14 protein-coding genes are annotated in these 16545 nt (G+C 62.9%); 10 read left to right on the top strand and 4 right to left on the bottom strand.

Features of this window, described 5'->3' with window-relative positions:
* Positions 1-299: 299 nt before the first annotated feature.
* From desA to ABD906_RS11255, 4 genes are all read left to right on the top strand, one after another.
* Positions 300-1706 carry a syringate O-demethylase gene (gene desA, locus ABD906_RS11240; RefSeq protein WP_345099495.1) on the top strand — a complete coding sequence of 469 codons (1407 nt, stop codon included), beginning with the start codon at positions 300-302 and terminating at the stop codon, positions 1704-1706.
* 292 nt (positions 1707-1998) lie between these two features.
* Complete coding sequence (locus ABD906_RS11245; RefSeq protein ID WP_345099496.1) at positions 1999-2883, top strand: methylenetetrahydrofolate reductase; 885 nt, start codon at positions 1999-2001, stop codon at positions 2881-2883.
* A gap of 21 nt (positions 2884-2904) precedes the next feature.
* Positions 2905-3759 (top strand): formyltetrahydrofolate deformylase, encoded by an 855-nt coding sequence (purU, locus tag ABD906_RS11250; RefSeq protein ID WP_345099497.1) that lies wholly within the window; start codon positions 2905-2907, stop codon positions 3757-3759.
* A gap of 345 nt (positions 3760-4104) precedes the next feature.
* Positions 4105-5067, top strand: a complete 963-nt coding sequence (locus ABD906_RS11255) for a catechol 2,3-dioxygenase (protein ID WP_345099498.1) — start codon at positions 4105-4107, stop codon at positions 5065-5067.
* Positions 5068-5153: 86 nt separating this feature from the next.
* Here the strand turns inward: ABD906_RS11255 and ABD906_RS11260 are convergent, their stop codons facing one another.
* The gene (locus ABD906_RS11260) at positions 5154-5915 is read right to left on the bottom strand and encodes a 3-hydroxyacyl-CoA dehydrogenase (protein WP_345099499.1); all 762 of its coding nucleotides are present in this window, start codon (positions 5913-5915) and stop codon (positions 5154-5156) included.
* A gap of 141 nt (positions 5916-6056) precedes the next feature.
* On the opposite strand from ABD906_RS11260, the gene ABD906_RS11265 reads away from it, so the two are divergent.
* Both ABD906_RS11265 and ABD906_RS11270 read left to right on the top strand, forming a co-directional pair.
* Positions 6057-6542 carry a MarR family winged helix-turn-helix transcriptional regulator gene (locus ABD906_RS11265; protein ID WP_345099500.1) on the top strand — a complete coding sequence of 162 codons (486 nt, stop codon included), beginning with the start codon at positions 6057-6059 and terminating at the stop codon, positions 6540-6542.
* Between the two features lie 175 nt (positions 6543-6717).
* Positions 6718-7587, top strand: a complete 870-nt coding sequence (locus tag ABD906_RS11270; RefSeq protein ID WP_345099501.1) for an amidohydrolase family protein — start codon at positions 6718-6720, stop codon at positions 7585-7587.
* A gap of 142 nt (positions 7588-7729) precedes the next feature.
* Here the strand turns inward: ABD906_RS11270 and ABD906_RS11275 are convergent, their stop codons facing one another.
* Both ABD906_RS11275 and ABD906_RS11280 read right to left on the bottom strand, forming a co-directional pair.
* Positions 7730-10810, bottom strand: coding sequence for an efflux RND transporter permease subunit (locus ABD906_RS11275; RefSeq protein WP_345099502.1), 3081 nt, complete (start codon positions 10808-10810; stop codon positions 7730-7732).
* Complete coding sequence (locus ABD906_RS11280; RefSeq protein WP_345099503.1) at positions 10810-11931, bottom strand: efflux RND transporter periplasmic adaptor subunit; 1122 nt, start codon at positions 11929-11931, stop codon at positions 10810-10812. The genes ABD906_RS11275 and ABD906_RS11280 overlap by 1 nt, the downstream gene beginning before the upstream one ends.
* 18 nt (positions 11932-11949) lie before the next feature.
* Here ABD906_RS11280 and ABD906_RS11285 point away from each other — a divergent pair, with 18 nt between their 5' ends.
* Together ABD906_RS11285 and ABD906_RS11290 are read left to right on the top strand one after the other, a co-directional pair.
* Positions 11950-12600, top strand: coding sequence for a TetR/AcrR family transcriptional regulator (locus ABD906_RS11285; RefSeq protein WP_345099504.1), 651 nt, complete (start codon positions 11950-11952; stop codon positions 12598-12600).
* Between the two features lie 112 nt (positions 12601-12712).
* Positions 12713-13186, top strand: coding sequence for a VOC family protein (locus ABD906_RS11290; RefSeq protein ID WP_345099505.1), 474 nt, complete (start codon positions 12713-12715; stop codon positions 13184-13186).
* A gap of 80 nt (positions 13187-13266) precedes the next feature.
* On the opposite strand, the gene ABD906_RS11295 is transcribed toward ABD906_RS11290, so the two are convergent.
* Complete coding sequence (locus tag ABD906_RS11295) at positions 13267-14169, bottom strand: DMT family transporter (RefSeq protein ID WP_345099506.1); 903 nt, start codon at positions 14167-14169, stop codon at positions 13267-13269.
* Between the two features lie 218 nt (positions 14170-14387).
* On the opposite strand from ABD906_RS11295, the gene nagA reads away from it, so the two are divergent.
* Together nagA and hpaR are read left to right on the top strand one after the other, a co-directional pair.
* Positions 14388-15533, top strand: a complete 1146-nt coding sequence (gene nagA / locus ABD906_RS11300; RefSeq protein WP_345099508.1) for an N-acetylglucosamine-6-phosphate deacetylase — start codon at positions 14388-14390, stop codon at positions 15531-15533.
* A 146-nt stretch (positions 15534-15679) separates the two neighbouring features.
* Positions 15680-16240, top strand: a complete 561-nt coding sequence (hpaR, locus tag ABD906_RS11305; protein ID WP_345099509.1) for a homoprotocatechuate degradation operon regulator HpaR — start codon at positions 15680-15682, stop codon at positions 16238-16240.
* The last annotated feature ends 305 nt before the right edge of the window (positions 16241-16545 follow it).

Below are 16545 nucleotides of genomic sequence, written 5' to 3' on the forward strand. Positions count from 1 at the left end.
GGCACCATCCTTCCTAATACTCGGATTGATCTGGGCCCTGTCTCATCCGCGCGCCGTGAGGAAAGGTGAGGTCCAGGCCGATCGCGGCCGGGCGGGTCGCCGCGCATCGTCGCGCGGCTGGTCGTTGTCCCGGAATATGTATACATGTAGGCGGAAATGCGACGCATTTTTCTTGACATTCAGGCTTTCTGGCGCATTCATGTATGCGAGAGGAGAAATTGTGCGCGCGTCCGCGAGCTGGGGAGAACTCGCTGCCTGTCATCGGCAGACGGTTGCGTGCGTCAGAGGAGGATAGCTGCATGTCGGTCAGATCGCTTGAGGACGTGCTGCGGGAAAGCGGCAATCCGGTTCACCTTCTTCGCAACCAGAAGACGGGACCGAACGTCTATCCGGGTGTTCCTGCCGAATACACCAACTGGCGGGATGAGCAGTGGGCCTGGCAAAACACCTGCGTGCTCTTCAACCAGTCCTATCACATGGCGGACCTGCTGGTTCACGGCAAGGATGCGCTGAAGCTGCTGACGTATCTCGGCGTCAACACGTTCAACAACTTCGTGGTGGACCGCGCCAAGCAGTTCGTTCCCGTCAACTACGACGGTTACGTGATTGGCGACGTCATCCTGTTCTATCTGGCGGAGAACACGTTCAATCTCGTCGGGCGCATCCCGGTGCTGAACTGGATCCAGTACCATGCCGCGACCGGAGGCTTTGACGTGACCTGCGAGCTCGACGAGCGCTCCGCCGCGCGGCCGGACCCTTTCAACCGCAAGTCCTACCGCTTCCAGATCCAGGGCCCGAACGCGCTCAAGGTGATAGAGAAGGCGACCGGGAACCCGGCGCCGGAACTCAAGTTCTTCCACATGACCCGCATGACCATTGCGGGCAGGGAGGTTCGCGCTCTGCGCCACGGCATGGCTGGCCAGCCTGGCTTCGAGCTGTTCGGACCGTGGGCCGAGGGCGAGGAGGTGCGTCAGGCGCTCATCCGCGCCGGCGAGGAATTCGGCATGCGTCTGGTCGGCGGCCGCGCCTATTCGTCCAACACGCTTGAATCCGGCTGGATCCCGTCGCCGCTGCCCGCCGTCTACACGGGCGACAAGATGAAGCCCTACCGCGAGTGGCTGAAGGCCGACAGCTATGAGGCGAACGCTTCCATCGGTGGCAGCTTTGTCTCCGGCAATATCGAGGACTACTACTTCACGCCGTGGGATCTGGGTTATGGCCCGCTCGTGAAGTTCGACCACGATTTCATCGGCCGCGAGGCGCTGGAGCAGAAGGCGAAGGAAAAGCATCGTCGCAAGGTGACGCTTGCGCTCGAGGACGAGGATGTGGCGAAGGTCATCGCCTCCCAGTTCGGTAGGGACAATGAGCGCGGCAAGTTTATCGAGTTCCCGTCGGCCGTCTATTCGATGCACCCGTATGATCGCGTGGTGCTGGGAAGCAAGACCGTCGGCGTCTCCACCTGGATCGGCTACAGCTCCAACGAGCGCAAGATGCTGACCCTGGCGGTGGTCGACCCCGAGGTCGCCGAGCCGGGCGCCCAGGTCACGCTCATCTGGGGCGAGGAGAACGGCGGCACGATGAAGCCGACGGTCGAGCCGCACCGGCAGATGGAGATTCGCGCTACCGTCAGCCCTGTTCCTTACGTGGAGGTCGTCCGCAAGGTTTACGTCGAGGGCGGCTGGCGCGTGAAGGGCGCGGTTGTCTAAGCGGTTCCAGGAAAAGTGGGAACCGGTTTTCCGTCCGGAACCGCGGGAGAAAGCGCGGCTCGGGAGAAGCGGAAATCCCCCCAGGGAACCGCAAGAAGCATATGGCCCGGGCAGTTCGGTCTTGGTGGACAGCTGAACTGATCTGGCGCGGCAAGTGTTTGGTGCGGGCACGGTAGCGGAATGGCCGGCGGTGCTGGCCGTTGCGGATGCGTGCTGCCCTCGGGCGGTACCGGAACGCTGGGGAAGCCCCCGCGTCCCGGGCTGCAGAAATCAGATCAGAACGGAGGCTCACGTGGCTCAATTCGCAGGAGAGGGTTTCGCGGAATCGGATGTCCTGCCTCGCGCGGGCAAACGGGATCTGCTGCGCGAATATTCGCTGGAGATCACCGCGAAGGACGGCGACAGTTTCGAGGAGGCGGCCCCGTCGCTTGTTCCGGGCACGGCCGTTTCGGTGACGTTCCTGCCGGGTGACGATCCTGACATGCGCGTTGCCACCGCCGCCCGCGTGAAGCGCCTGGGATTTGAGCCGGTATCGCACCTCTCTGCCCGCCGCCTGCGGTCGGAACAGGAGCTCGAGACGATGCTGGCCCGTCTCCGCGACGAAGCCGGCGTCACCCGCGTATTCGTCGTGGCGGGCGACCTGGCCCAACCGTCCGGTCCCTATGAAGATGCTCTCTCCATCATCCGCTCCGGCCTGCTGGAAAAATATGGCATCCGCCATGTGGGCATCGCGGGCTATCCGGAAGGCCATCCGGACATCTCCGAAGAGAAGCTGTGGCAGGCAATGAGGGACAAGATTTCCGTCCTCCGGGATGTGGGCCAGAAGGTCGACATCACCACCCAGTTCGGCTTTGACACCGAGCCGGTGCTGAAATGGCTTGAGCGTCTGCGGCAGGAAGGTATAGAGGCCCGCGTACGGATCGGCGTCGCCGGTCCGGCGAGCGTGAAAACGCTTCTTCGTTATGCGGCGCGATGCGGGGTTGCAGCTTCGGCGAAGGTGATGAGCAAGTACGGGGCGTCAATCCTGAACCTGTTCAACACTGCGGGCCCCGAGCGGTTCGTCAGCGAGCTGGCGGAATCGCTCGATCCGGCGCGGCATGGCGACGTGACGCTGCATTTTTATCCGTTTGGTGGTGTCAAGACGACCGCGGAATGGATAAGGAAGGCGTCAAGATAGTTGCAGTACTTGGATGAGGATATGCGGTCTTTCGTTCTGACCTCTCACTGTGTCGACCAGCCCGGCATCGTGGCGGCCGTCTCCACCACGATCTTCCACATGGGCGGCGACATTACGGACCTTCAGCAGTTTGGCGACACGATCACCGGCAACTACTTCAACCGGATCGTGTTCAAGGGCCCTTCCAGCCTGCAGGCTGAGGCTGCGCGGGCCGCGCTCGCGCCGGTCATGGAACGCTTTGGCATGAGCTGGAACCTGCGCGACCAGAACCACAGGAGCAAGGTGCTTCTGCTCGTGTCGCGGTTCGACCACTGCCTCGTTGATCTGCTGTACCGCTGGCGGTCGGGCGAGCTGAGGATGGACGTCGTGGGCATCGTCTCGAACTATCCGCGCGAGACCTACAGCAACCTCATGCTGGGCGATCTGCCCTTCTGGTACCTGCCCATCACCAAGGAAACCAAGGCGGAGCAGGAGAAGCAGCTGCGCGGCGTGATCGAGGAGACCGGCGCGGATCTGGTAGTGCTCGCCCGCTACATGCAGATCCTGTCGGACGAATTGGCCGCCGACCTCTACGGCCGCTGCATCAACATCCACCACTCCTTCCTGCCGGGCTTCAAGGGCGCGAAGCCCTACCATCAGGCCTTCGACCGCGGCGTGAAGCTGATCGGTGCAACCGCCCATTACGTGACCGGCGACCTCGATGAAGGTCCGATCATCGAGCAGGATGTCGAGCGCGTCACGCACCTCGACACGCCGGAGGATCTTGTTCGCAAGGGCCGCGACATCGAACGCCGCGTTCTGGCGCGCGCCGTGCGCTATCATCTGGATGGCCGCGTGCTGCTCAACGGCAACAAGACCGTCGTTTTCCCCGAATAGGGGCATGAGCGGCGCAGGGATGGGGGACGCGGGTCTCCCGTCCGCAACCGCAACGACACCCGGTTGGTGCAGCCCGGAGGTCGCGTGTAACCTGGACCGCTCCGGCTTCCGGATGAGCCGTCCGGAAAGGGGAGTGCCATTGCGATTTGGGATGGCTTGTCCGTCCGGATCGGCTTTGCAGGCGGCGCGTGCCGGGTAGCTGCAGCTTCTTGTCCTATAGCAAGAACTGATTTCCGTTCGCCTGTCTGACAAGGTACTGAATGTCGGGAAGGGAAGACGGATATATCTTCGTCTTGGACGGAACACTGGCGGCCGTCATGGGCCGCCAACTTGGGGAGGAATGCCATGGCAGAGCCCTGTTTTGACGTTGCCCACCTGGGACACGTCGAGTTGCTCACCAACAAGTTCGAGGAAAGCCTGGACTTCTTCGTCAATGTCTTCGGCATGACCGAGAGCGGTCGCGACGAGAACTCCTCCTACCTGCGTGGCTGGGACGACTACGAATACTGCACGCTGAAGCTGACGCGTTCGGACACGACAGGGCTGGGCCATGTGGCCTACCGCACCTCTTCGCCGGAAGCTCTCGAACGCCGCATCAAGGTGATCGAGGAAATGGGGCTTGGCATCGGCTGGGTCGATGGCGATCAGAGCCATGGTCGCGCTTATCGCTTTACGGACCCGGATGGGCATCATTTCGAGCTTTACTACGACACCCGCCTCTATGTCGCACCGCCGGAGGAACGGCCGGCCCTGAAGAACATCGCCCAACGCTATCATGGCCGTGGCGTCTGCGTGCGCCGGATCGACCATCTGAACCTGCTGGCAAGGGACGTGGGTCAGATCCGCGACTTCATGGTGAAGGCGCTCGGCAGTCGCGTGACGGAACAGATCCAGCTCGACAACGGCCGTCTGGCCGGCTGCTGGTTCACCGTGAACAACAAGAGCTACGACATCGCCTATACGGAAGACCACTACGGCGTGTCGGGCCGCTTCCATCATCTGACCTACGCGGTGGACAGCCGCGAGGACGTGCTGCGCGCGGCGGACATTTTCCTGGAGAACGGGGTCTTCATCGAATCCGGTCCCCACAAGCACGCGATTCAGGGAACGTTCTTCCTGTATGTCTATGAACCCGCGGGCAATCGTATCGAGGTCGCCAATGCCGGCGCCCGCCTGATTCTCCGCCCCGACTGGGAGCCTATCACCTGGACGGAGGCGGAGCGCAAGAAGGGCCAGGCTTGGGGCATGAAGACGATCGAGACCTTCCACACGCATGGAACGCCGCCGGTCGACCCGTCCAAGCTTTGATTGAAGGCGCTGTCTACTCCGGGACCAGACAGCGCAGGGGCAGAGCCGCCTTGACCTCGCAGGAGGCCGGGCGGCTCTGCCGCTTCTCACTTCGGAGCCATGCGGATCGCGCCGTCGAGGCGGATCGTTTCTCCGTTCAGCATCTCGTTCTCGACGATGTGGCAGGCAAGCGCCGCATATTCCTCCGGCCGGCCGAGCCGCGGCGGGAAGGGCACCTGCTGACCCAGCGACTGTTGCACATCCTCCGGAAGGCCAGCGAGAAGCGGCGTCCGGAAAATGCCGGGCGCGATGGTCACGACACGGATGCCGGAACGCGCGAGGTCGCGCGCGATGGGCAGTGTCATGCCGACGATGCCGCCCTTGCTCGCCGAATAGGCCGCCTGGCCGATCTGCCCGTCGAAGGCTGCGACGGAAGCCGTGTTGACGATCACGCCCCGCTCACCGCTCTCCTCGGGGGTGTTTTCCTGCGCCATGGCCGCGAACAGCCGGATCATGTTGAAGGTGCCGACCAGATTGACGCCGATCACCTTCTGGAACAGGTCCAGCGGATGCGGCCCCTCCTTGCCGACAGTCCGCGCCGCCGGGCCGATGCCGGCGCAATTGACGAGGATGCTGGGCGAGCCGAGTTCCGCCTTCACGCGGGCGAAGGCCGCTTCCGCCTGCTCGCCGCTGGAAACGTCACAGGCGATCCCGACTCCGCCGATCTCGCCGGCCACCTTCTGCGCCGCCTCGCCGTTGAGATCCACCACCGCCACCCGTGCGCCGCGCGCGGCCAGCGCCCGGGCCGTGGCCTCGCCAAGACCGGAAGCGCTACCGGTGACCACCGCTACCTTTCCGTCAGCCTTCATCGCTCCTCCTTCACGCTGTCAGCATTCTCACGGTTTTCCATATTGCAGCCTAGTCTCGCCGATTGACATCGGAAAGGTATTTTGTTGACAGTTCAACAATTGAAAAGTGAACGATCCCTGATCCGAGTGATGAATTCCGGTGTGAACGAGACCCCAGCGCTGACCTTCGGTCCTTTTGAGACCTCGGTCGGCTTTCTGCTGCGCATCGCGCAGCTGACGGTTTCGGAGCGCACCTTTGCCGAACTCAACCGCCGCGACCTTCCGATCGGCGAGTTCACGATCCTGATGGCCATCGGTCTGAACCCGGGCGTCCGTCAGGGCGTTCTGGCGGACCGGTTGCGGATCACGGGATCGAACATGACGAAGCTTGTCCGTTTGCTGGAGAACCGCGGCATGATCCGCAGACTGGTGCCGCCGCACGATCGCCGCGCCATTGCGCTGGAGCTGACGGAGAAGGGTAGGGCCCATGTGGAGGAGCATCAGGATCTGGTGCTGCGCGCAGTAAGTCGGGCCGTCGACTGTCTGGAAGCGCAGGAGCAGGCAGTCCTGCTGAAGCTTCTGCGCAAGCTCGCGGACTGGCCGCCGTCTTCACCCCGCCCCCCTCATGGTGAGCTTGTCGAACCATGAGCTCGTCCAACCACGAGTGTGCAAGATGATGAGATTGCCGAACCATGAGCGCAGTGCGCCGGGAGCCGCCCGCACCAGGAGGCGATTGAGGAAATTGTGACCCCGCCGGGTCAGGCCCGTTCACAGCGTGCGGGCGGGCCCGCGCGGAATGAACGAGTGTTCAGGAGGAGAAGAAATGCCGGATCTCGATAAGGTCGTTGCCATCGACTTCCATACCCATGCGGAAGAGCCCTGCGGCACCCACGCGGACGATGGCTACGATGATTTCCAGGCGGGCATGGCCGCCTATTTCAAGGCGCCCTACAAGCATCCGCCCACCGTTCCCGAGACGGCGGAGTACTACCGTCAGCGCAACATCGCGGCGGTCATCTTTCCGGTCGACGCCGAGCGCGAGTCCGGTTACCGCCGCTACAACAACGAGGAAATGGCCGAGCTTGCCGCTGAGCACAGCGATGTGCTGATCCCCTTCGCCAGCATCGATCCGGCCAAGGGGAAGATAGGCGCCCGCGAGGCGCGCCGCCTGGTCGAACATTTCGGCATAAAGGGGTTCAAGTTCCACCCGACCTTCCAGGGTTTCTATCCGAACGACCGCAGCGCCTATGTGCTCTACGAGGCCATTCAGGAGCTTGGCGTGCCAGCCCTGTTCCACACCGGTCAGACCGGCGTCGGTGCCGGCATGCGCGGCGGCAACGGCATGCGGCTCAAGTACTCGAACCCGATGTATCTGGACGATGTGGCGGTCGACTTCCCGGACATGCAGATCATCATGGCTCATCCGTCCTTCCCGTGGCAGGAGGAAGCGCTGTCCGTCGCCACCCACAAGCCGAACGTCTGGATTGATCTGTCGGGCTGGCTGCCGAAGTATTTCCCGCCGATCCTGGTTCGCTATGCCAATTCGCTGTTGCAGGACCGCGTCCTGTTCGGCTCCGACTGGCCCGTAATCCCTCCGGACCGCTGGCTTGCCGAATTCGACAAGCTCGACATCAAGCCGGAGGTCCGCCCGAAGATCCTGAAGGAGAATGCCCGCCGCCTGCTGAAGATGTAGTGGGGCTGCAGGCGGCGCTTTCGGAGATCGGGGCGGAAGGGCTTCTGGGTTCCGGTCCCTGACGAATCATCTCTGACGCAAAAAAGAACCCCGCCCCGGACGCCCGGGGCGGGGTTTTCGTTCCGGAGACTGGCGACCTGGATCAGGCCGGATGCTCTGTGGCCGCCGGGATCGCCTCGTCTTCCTCCCGCCGCGCGGTGTGGTCGCTGGCGATGTAGGTGTAGAACATCGGCACCACGAACAGCGTGAAGGCCGTGCCGATCAGGATGCCCGAGAAGATCACCAGGCCCATCGAGTAGCGGGCAGCTGCACCCGCACCGTCGGCCATGATCAGCGGCACCACGCCGAGCGCCATGGCGGCCGTCGTCATCAGGATCGGGCGCAGGCGGACCTTCGCCGAGGCGATGATGGCGTCACGCTTGCTCAGGCCATGCAGCTCGCGCTGCTGGTTGGCGAACTCGGTGAGCAGGATGCCGTGCTTGGTGATCAGGCCCACCAGCGTGATGAGGCCCACCTCCGTGTAGATGTTCAGCGTGCCGAGGCCGATGTTCAGGGGCACCACGGCGCCGAAGATCGTCAGCGGCACCGACATCATCACGATCAGCGGGTCGCGGAAGCTCTCGAACTGCGCCGCCAGCACCAGGTATATCACGACCACCGCCAGGGCGAATGCGATGGCGATCGTGTTGCCCTGGGTCTTTTCGAGGCGCGACTGGCCCGAGTAGTCGATGAAGAAGCCCTCGGGCAGCACCTCCCGGGCGATCTGCTCGAGCGTGGCAAGACCGTCGCCGGTGGTCACCGTCGGCAGCGGCATCGCCGAGATGGTCGCCGAGTTGAGCTGGTTGAACTGCTCGATCGATGCTGGCGATGCCTGGGTCCGCACGCGGATAACCGCATCGAGCGGCACCATCTCGCCGGTGGAGCTGCGCACATAGTAGTGCTGCAGGTTCTCCGGGTTGAGCCGGTACTCCTGCGGCACCTGCGGGATGATGTCGTAGCTGTTGGAGTCGCGGTCGAACTGCGCGACCTTGGCGCCGGCGACGAGAACTCCGAGCGTGTTGCCGATCGCGCTCGCGGGCACGTTCAGGGCGGCTGCGCGCTCGCGGTCGATTTCGACCACCACCTGCGGGGCGTCATAGGCGAGCGAGTTTTGCACGACGATGAAGCGTCCGGACTCCGTCGCCTTCTGCTTGATCGTCTCCGCCACCTCGTAGACCTGCGAAGGGTCGCCGGTCGACTGGATCACCATCGAGATCGGCAGGCCGCCACCGGCACCCGGCAGCGACGGCGGCGCGAAGATGAGTGCCTGCACGCCGGCCACCGGCGCGATGCGCGCCTGCAGATCGGTCTGGATCTCCTTCTGTGAGCGTGTGCGCTCGTCCCAGTCCTTGAATGCCCAGACGGCGAAGGCGCTGTTCGGCTGGCCGCCCATGCCCACGACGTTGAAGGTTGCCTTGAGCTCCGGCAGATCCTTCGTCAGGTCGAAGATCTGGTCGGTGTAGAGCTCCGTGTAGTCCGACGTCGCGTAGCGCGGCGCATTGATCAGCGAGAACAGGGCGCCCTCGTCCTCCTCCGGCGCCAGCTCGGTCGAGGTCTTCATGAACAGGAAGCCGGTGAGCGCCACCAGCACGATCACGATCATCAGCGTGACCGGCCGATAGTTGAGAGAGCCGGACAGCAGCCGCTCATAGCGGTTCTCGATGCGTGTGAGCCAGCGATCGACGAACTGCTGGAGCTTCGTGTGATGGCCGGACTTCAGGATGCGCGCGCTCATCATCGGCGTTACGGTGAGCGCGATGATGCCGGAGAGGACCACTGCGCCGGCCAGCGTGAAGGCGAACTCGCGGAACAGCGAGCCCGTCAGGCCGCCGGTGAACATGAGAGGCGCGAACACTGCGGCCAGCGTGATCGTCATGGCGACGACGGCCGTGGAAATCTCCTGCATGCCCGTGTAGGCGGCCTGGTGCGGGGTCAGGCCCTCTTCAATGTGACGGTGGATGTTCTCCACCACCACGATGGCGTCGTCCACCACCAGGCCGATTGCCAGCACCATCGCCAGCAGCGACAGCAGATTGATCGAGTAGCCCACGGTGTAGAGCAGGAACAGAACACCGACCAGCGACAGCGGGATCGTCACGATCGGCATCAGCACCGAACGGAACGAGCCCAGGAAGAGCAGGATCACCAGCACGACGATGATGACCGCTTCCGAGATGGTCTTGAACACCTCGTTGATCGACGCGCGGATGGAGTCCGTCGCGTTGTACATCACGTCGATGGTCATGCCTTCCGGCAGGGTCGCGCGGATGGCGGGCAGCTCGCGCAGCACTGCGTCGGCCGTGTCCAGCGGGTTCGCCGCCGGCGTCGGGAAGATGCCGAGGAAGGTGCCGGGCTGGCCGTTAAACTTCACGATGGTGTCGGTGTCGGCAGCCGCCAGCTCGACGTCCGCCACGTCGCGCAGGCGCACGACGTCGATGCCGGACGAACGGATCGGCAGCGCGCCGAACGCGTCAGGCGACTGCAGCGTGGTTTCGGTCGTGATGGCCTGGGCGACGAACTCGTTCCTCGTCTTGCCCGGAGCGGCCAGGTAGTTGGCGTTGTTGATCGCCTGCACGACCTCCGCAGGCGTCACGCCGCGCGCGGCGAGCCTGATCGGGTCGATCCAGACGCGCATGGAGAACTTGGATCCGCCCAGGACCTGAACCTCGGCCACGCCTTCAATGGTGGAAGCGCGCGGAACGATTACGCGTTCGATGTACTCGTTCAGCTGCTCCGCCGACATGTTGGGGTTCTGGACCGCCAGGTACATCGTGGCGAAGGTCATGCCGGTACCTTTGACGATCGTCGGGTCCTCGGCCTGGGAGGGTAGCTGGCTGCGCACCTCCTGCACCTTGGACATGACTTCCGTCAGCGCGATGTCGGGGTCCGATCCAAGCTTCATCTGGACGGTGACCACGCTCGCCGATGGGCGGCTCTGCGACGTGACGTAGTCGATGTTCTCGGTCGTCGCCACCGCCGCCGCAATCTTCGACGTGATGAAGCCCTGGATCAGCTCAGGGCTCGCGCCGGGATAGACTGTGGTGATGGTGATGACGGTCTCGTCGACCTTCGGATACTGCCGGATCTGCAGGTTGAACAGTCCCTCGAAGCCCAGCAGCAGCATCATTAATGCCACCACTGTCGACAGGACTGGCCTGCGTATGAAGAGTGCTGAAATGTTCATTACTGGGCGCTCCCCGCAGGCACGGGCTGGACGCTGTTATTGACGCGAACCTGCGAACCGTGGCTCAGCTTGTTCTGGCCGGAGTCGACGACGAGGTCGCCGTCCTTGAGACCGCTGACGATTTCGATGACGCCCTTCTCGCGGCGGCCGATCTGCACGAAGACCTGGCTGGCGGTATAGAGCTTCTCGGGGCTGTCGGGGGCGCTCGCGTCAACCGGGTCGAGCCGGAAGACATAGTCGCCGAACAGGCTCGTCACGACCGCCGTCTGCGGCACCGCGAGAATATTCTCCTCGGACGGCAGCTCGACACGGACGCGCACGAACTGGCCGGGGTTTAGCTTGTTGTCGGGGTTCTCGATTTCGGCGCGGACGGAGACCAGGCGGGTCGACGGATCGATCTTCGGATCTATACCGACGATCTTGCCAGCGAAGGGCATGTCGTCATCCGTGATGCCGATGCGGACCGTCTGGCCGAGCTCGAGAAGCGCAAACTGCTGCTCGGGAACCGTGAAGTCCACGTGCATGGTCCCCAGGTCCTGCAGCGTGGCCACCACCGTTCCCGGCTGCAGGTACTGGCCGAGTTCGATGCGCGGGATACCGATCGTGCCGCTGAACGGAGCCCGGATCTGGCGCTGGTTGAGTGCCGCCTGCGCCTTGTTGACGGCCGCGGCCGAGGTCTGGGCGGATGCGCTCGCCGCATCCAGGGCAGACTGCGAGCCGACACCGCGCTGCGCGAGTTCCCGCGCGCGGCTCAGCGACTGCTGGTCCAGCTCGGCCTGTGTGCGGGCTGCTTCGAGTTCGGCCCTCTGGATCTCGTCCTCCAGTTGCACGAGCACGTCGCCCTTGTTCACGTGGTCATTTGCCTTGAACAGGATTTCCTTGACGATGCCGGCGGACTCCACCGAGAGGTCGACGCCGTTGATGGCCTTGACTGTGCCGATTGCCGGAATTGTGGGTTCCCAAGTGACATTCTTCACGTTGGTCGCTGAGACGACGACCGTTGGACGCGGCATGTTCGCGAAGAAGTCCTGGATCGCCTTGTCACGGAAGAGATTGAAGCCGACCAGACCGCCGACAACGAGGATCAGAAGTATGGCGGCAATAACGAAACGCTTGATCATTGGGAACGTACCCGTCGTGTGCAGATTCAGCCATGCCCGCAGGGCAGCCGCGCGCTGCAGAGCTGCGCGGAGGGAAGTCGTTACTGTACCGGCTGGACTGTAAAGTCAATAAAGATTATAGGGGGCGCCACGTCATCCCGTGGAACTGCCCGCCAAAGAATCCTGAAAGCTGCATCTGAACTGGCCCAGACGCAAGGCTGCGCACACCTGTCGCTTGACGCTGTCGCCGCGCAGGCTGGCGTGTCCAAGGGGGGGCTCCTGTACAACTTTCCCAACAAGACAGCGCTTTTGAAAGCGCTCGTCGAACAGTTTGTGGAAAGGTCGTCGACGGCCATCCTGGAGGAGCAGCCGGACCGCGGCAGCGGTACTTCCGTAGCGGTTGAATACTTCAACATGGTGGTCGAGGAGATCAGCCGAAGGACGCCCCCGCCTTCGGGTATCCTGGCTGCTCTTTCCGAAAATCCGGATCTTCTGTCGCCCATCCGCCGTCTCAATCGCCAGCTTCTCGACCGGATCGAGGCAGAAGGTGGCGACAGGGTCGGTTGCCTGGTCGCATTCCTGGTTCTGGAGGGCATGCGGGCGCAACAGATGTTCGGCGTCGATGCGCTGTCGGGAGAGGAGAAGGAAGTCGTCCTGGAGCGCATCCGCCAGATGCTGTGTGATCGCTAGGTCTGTTTCTTGCGACTGGTTATCGTCATTCCGCACGGCACGTTTCTGAAGCCTGTCGGTGCGGGGTCTCGTCGTCCGTCCTAGGAGGTCAAGGACGAGAGGAGGACCTGCCATGAAGGTCATTCAGCATCTGTGGTTCGAGAAGGACATGGAGGAAGCGCTGCGCTTCTACGTGTCACTGGTGCCGGGTTCGGCGATCCTGTGGACGACGGCGCTTCCCGCGGAGAGCCCGAGCGGGCCGGCGGGCTCGGTGAAGGTGGCGGGCTTCACCATCGGCGACCAGAACTACATGGCGATCGAGGCCGGTCCGCTCGATCCGTTCAATCACAGTTTTTCGATTCTGGTCGAGTGCGATACCCAGGAGGAGATCGACTGCCTCTGGAACGCGCTCAGCGACGGCGGCACCATCGAGCAGTGCGGCTGGGTGCGGGACCGCTGGGGACTGTGCTGGCAGATCGTTCCCCGCCGGCTGGGTGAGCTCATGATGGACCCCGATCGTGAACGGGCCAGGCGGACCGCCGAAGCCATGCTCCGGATGGTAAAGCTCGACATCGCAGTTATCGAGGCGGCGGCCGACGGGCGGTAGCGGCGCGCGGCCCGTAGTGCGAGTGGAGGAAAAGGGGCCTTCGCCCCTTTTCCGAATGGCTGTCGCGCGGGTTCAGGAAGTCACGCGCGGGACGGTCGTGATGCGGATTCCGCGGAGCGGATCCGCTCGCGCCACCAGATGTAGACGCCGCTGAGGATGAGCAGGGTGGTTCCGACCACCATGCTGAGACGCAAGCTGTCCCCGAACCAGAACACGCTGTAGAGAGCCGCGAATAGCACCTGCGAATAGAGGTAGGGCGACAGCACCGACGCCGGCGCATAGGACAGACCCTTCACCATGGAGAAATGTCCGATCGCCGCCATCACGCCGATCAGGATGAAGATTGGCGCCGAGGAAAGCGGCGGCGGCGTGTCTGTCGTCAGCAAAATCACCGTGAAGATGAGCAGGCCCACCGCCGTGGTGTTGAATTGAGTGGCCGGCGCTTCCTCCGGTCCCGCGAGGTGGCGCGTGATCATGATGTAGGTCGCGTTTGAAAAGGCCGAGAGGAAAGCAAGGATGTGATAGAAATTGGTTTCGCCCGAGCCGGGCAGGATGATCAGGTATACGCCGACGAAGCCGATGATCACTGCCGCGATCCGGTGCCTGCCAATCTTCTCCTTGAGGAAGACGACGGACAGAAGTGTGACCAGGATGGGCGAGCAGAACACGAGTGCCGTGATATCGCCGATCGGCACGTGAGGCAGCGAGACATAGACCAGCCCGGTGGTGACCGTTTGAGCGAGGCCGCGGGCAATCTGAAGGAAGGGATGACGGGTCTTGAGGAACCGCAGCCCGCTGGTGCTGGCAAGGTAGCCGGTCATCACGGCCGTCTGGACCACATAGCGGCCCCAGATGACCTGGAAGGCCGTCATTGTGAGCATGAGCTGCTTGCCGATCGTATCCTGCGTCGAGAAGATCAGGCATGCCAGCAGGACCAGGGCAATGCCTTTGGTTACAGCGCCAATAGGGCGGATCGGGATCATTTTTTAACGCTTGTCCGTGCAGCAGCCGGGAGAAGGATCGCTCGGCCGGATATCTGGGAGAGGGTACCGTAGGCTGTGAGTTTCTCCTATGATTAGCAGCGACTCGTGTCTCTTGAAAGGTCAAACGCGCAAGCTACGAACCGACTTGATGTGCTGGCCGGCGGGGCTGGCCGGGCAGGGTGTCGGGGTTGCCGCTCACGAAAGGACTAGCAGGCTCAATGACCAGGCTCGCTTATATCGCGCCGCGAATATTCGACGGCGAGCGGCTTCTTGAGAACCACTACCTGCTGACAGAGGGCGACAGGGTAGCCGGTGTTTTCGCCGGACAGCCCGGTCCAGGCATTGCCCGGCGCGTGTTCTCCGAGGGCATTCTTTCCCCGGGCTTCATCGACGCGCAGGTAAACGGCGGTGGCGGCGTCATGCTGAACGATGGGCCGTCGCCGGATGTGATGGAACGCATCGCCGCGGCGCATCGCAGGATCGGCGGCACGACCGCCGTAATGCCGACATTGATCACCGATACACTGGAGATTACACGTGCCGCGCTGGACGCTGCGGTGGACGGCGTTAAACGGAAAGGTGTAGTCGGACTGCATCTGGAGGGGCCGCATCTCGATCCCCGCCGCAAGGGTGCGCATTCCGCCGCGCTGATGCGTCCGCTTACGGATGACGATGTGGATCTCTATCTCGGCTACGCTCCGCGTGTCGGCCGCCTGTTGCTGACCGTGGCCGCATCCCAGGTCAGGCCGGATCAGGTCAGGGCGCTGGCGGACGGCGGAGTCATCGTCTCGCTCGGCCACACCGAAGTATCGGCTGATGAAGCCGACGCCCTGTTCGACGCGGGTGTTCGCGGCGTGACTCACCTTTACAACGCGATGAGCGGCATTGCGCACCGCAGTCCGGGTCTTGCGGCCGCTGCGCTGGTGCGCGGCGACGTCTGGGCTGGAATGATCGCCGATGGTCATCACGTGGACTGGCGCGCGCTGAAACTGGCGTTTGCCGCCAAGCAGGGGCCGGCCCGGATCTTTCTGGTGAGCGATGCGATGGCCCTGGTCGGAACCGACCGGGATCGTTTTACGCTAAACGGCCGCCGCGTCACGCGCGAGCGCACAGGCTACTGCCCGCGCCTTACGCTTGAAGACGGGACGCTTGCCGGATCCGACATCACGCTGGACGCGGCGGCGCGGTATTGCGTGGAAGTCCTTGGTTTACCCGTGGAAATAGCGCTGAGGCACGCGACCTTTGACCCTGCCTGTTTCCTCGGAATGGAACAAGAAAGAGGCTGTTTGCGGCTCGGCACCCTGGTGGAACTAGTGCACCTGACCGATGGTCTTCATGTTAAGGAAACCATCGTCCATCGCTGACAGAAGGCTGATGATCCCCGCTTCTGGGTGCGTCATGTATTCGCAGTTGTCCAAAATCTGGAACAAATTGCCGAACTAATTACAATCCACAATTGCACTCTATCTCTTTTCAAGTATTCTAGGAGCGGGGATAGGGGAATGAAAAGATGGATGATTTTTTCGGTGGGCGGGTGAAGCTGCGGGTCCGTGGGTTCACTAAGTCTTTGCCAATGTCCTTACTGAGTGCCCGCGACGCAGTGATGGGACGCTTCCGTTCAACGCTCAGGCTCTTCAATGTAACGGAGCAGCAATGGCGCGTTCTACGGACTCTTAACACCGTCGAGGCCCTCGAAGTACTTGAACTTGCGGAAGCGACCGGCTTGCTTGCGCCATCGCTGTCCCGGATCATCAGCGATCTGGAAGAGCGCGGGCTTATTACCAGGCGACAGGTTCCGCATGATCTGAGGCGCGCAGAGGTGTCCATCACCAAGCGTGGCCGGGAGCTGATTGCCGCGATGGAGCCCTACGCGGACGCCATCTATGCAGAAATCCTCTCAGCCTTCGGACGCGACAAGATGGAACAGCTCCTCGCTCTGCTGCGGGAACTAACCACGGAGCTGCAGAAGCTTCCACCCGTGGTCTACGAAGGAGATGATGCCGTGGCGAGCCATCTCCGGGTGACTGGGACGCCGCAACGCGGCCGTCCACGCAGTTCGGCAACAAGGTAAAGCGACCTCAGACGCAGGACATCAATCAACTGCGGCGGTATCCTCAAGCGCCGCCGCGGTTGATTGATGTCGTCTGCAAGATCTGTCCTGCAAGAAAGTTATGACGCTGGCCAGGGGAGGCCATGCAGAATTTTTCCCGAAACAGTACAATCAGAAGTTGCAACTTCCCCACCCTGAACGATCGTTTGACTGTTAAGGTTCTGATCGGCCCCCGACGGATGGGTCCAATTTGATTGTTAGTGCAATGATGGTCGTGGCGCCAGCGCGGGCGGCATCGCTGGTTGGGGTTGCAGGGCCGCCCGCGC

Origin of the sequence: Chelativorans composti, from assembly GCF_039541695.1 — a bacterium.
In the GTDB taxonomy this organism is placed as follows: Bacteria; Pseudomonadota; Alphaproteobacteria; order Rhizobiales; family Rhizobiaceae; genus Chelativorans; species Chelativorans composti.

What these genes read in the sequence shown, in the direction of transcription:
- nagA (WP_345099508.1), top strand. Translation starts at nt 14,388, where the DNA reads ATGACCAGGCTCGCTTATATCGCGCCGCGAATATTCGACGGCGAGCGG.
- purU (WP_345099497.1), top strand. Translation starts at nt 2,905, where the DNA reads ATGCGGTCTTTCGTTCTGACCTCTCACTGTGTCGACCAGCCCGGCATC.
- ABD906_RS11275 (WP_345099502.1), bottom strand. Translation starts at nt 10,810, where the DNA reads ATGAACATTTCAGCACTCTTCATACGCAGGCCAGTCCTGTCGACAGTG.
- ABD906_RS11280 (WP_345099503.1), bottom strand. Translation starts at nt 11,931, where the DNA reads ATGATCAAGCGTTTCGTTATTGCCGCCATACTTCTGATCCTCGTTGTC.
- ABD906_RS11290 (WP_345099505.1), top strand. Translation starts at nt 12,713, where the DNA reads ATGAAGGTCATTCAGCATCTGTGGTTCGAGAAGGACATGGAGGAAGCG.
- ABD906_RS11270 (WP_345099501.1), top strand. Translation starts at nt 6,718, where the DNA reads ATGCCGGATCTCGATAAGGTCGTTGCCATCGACTTCCATACCCATGCG.
- ABD906_RS11255 (WP_345099498.1), top strand. Translation starts at nt 4,105, where the DNA reads ATGGCAGAGCCCTGTTTTGACGTTGCCCACCTGGGACACGTCGAGTTG.
- ABD906_RS11260 (WP_345099499.1), bottom strand. Translation starts at nt 5,915, where the DNA reads ATGAAGGCTGACGGAAAGGTAGCGGTGGTCACCGGTAGCGCTTCCGGT.
- ABD906_RS11295 (WP_345099506.1), bottom strand. Translation starts at nt 14,169, where the DNA reads ATGATCCCGATCCGCCCTATTGGCGCTGTAACCAAAGGCATTGCCCTG.
- hpaR (WP_345099509.1), top strand. Translation starts at nt 15,680, where the DNA reads ATGGATGATTTTTTCGGTGGGCGGGTGAAGCTGCGGGTCCGTGGGTTC.
- desA (WP_345099495.1), top strand. Translation starts at nt 300, where the DNA reads ATGTCGGTCAGATCGCTTGAGGACGTGCTGCGGGAAAGCGGCAATCCG.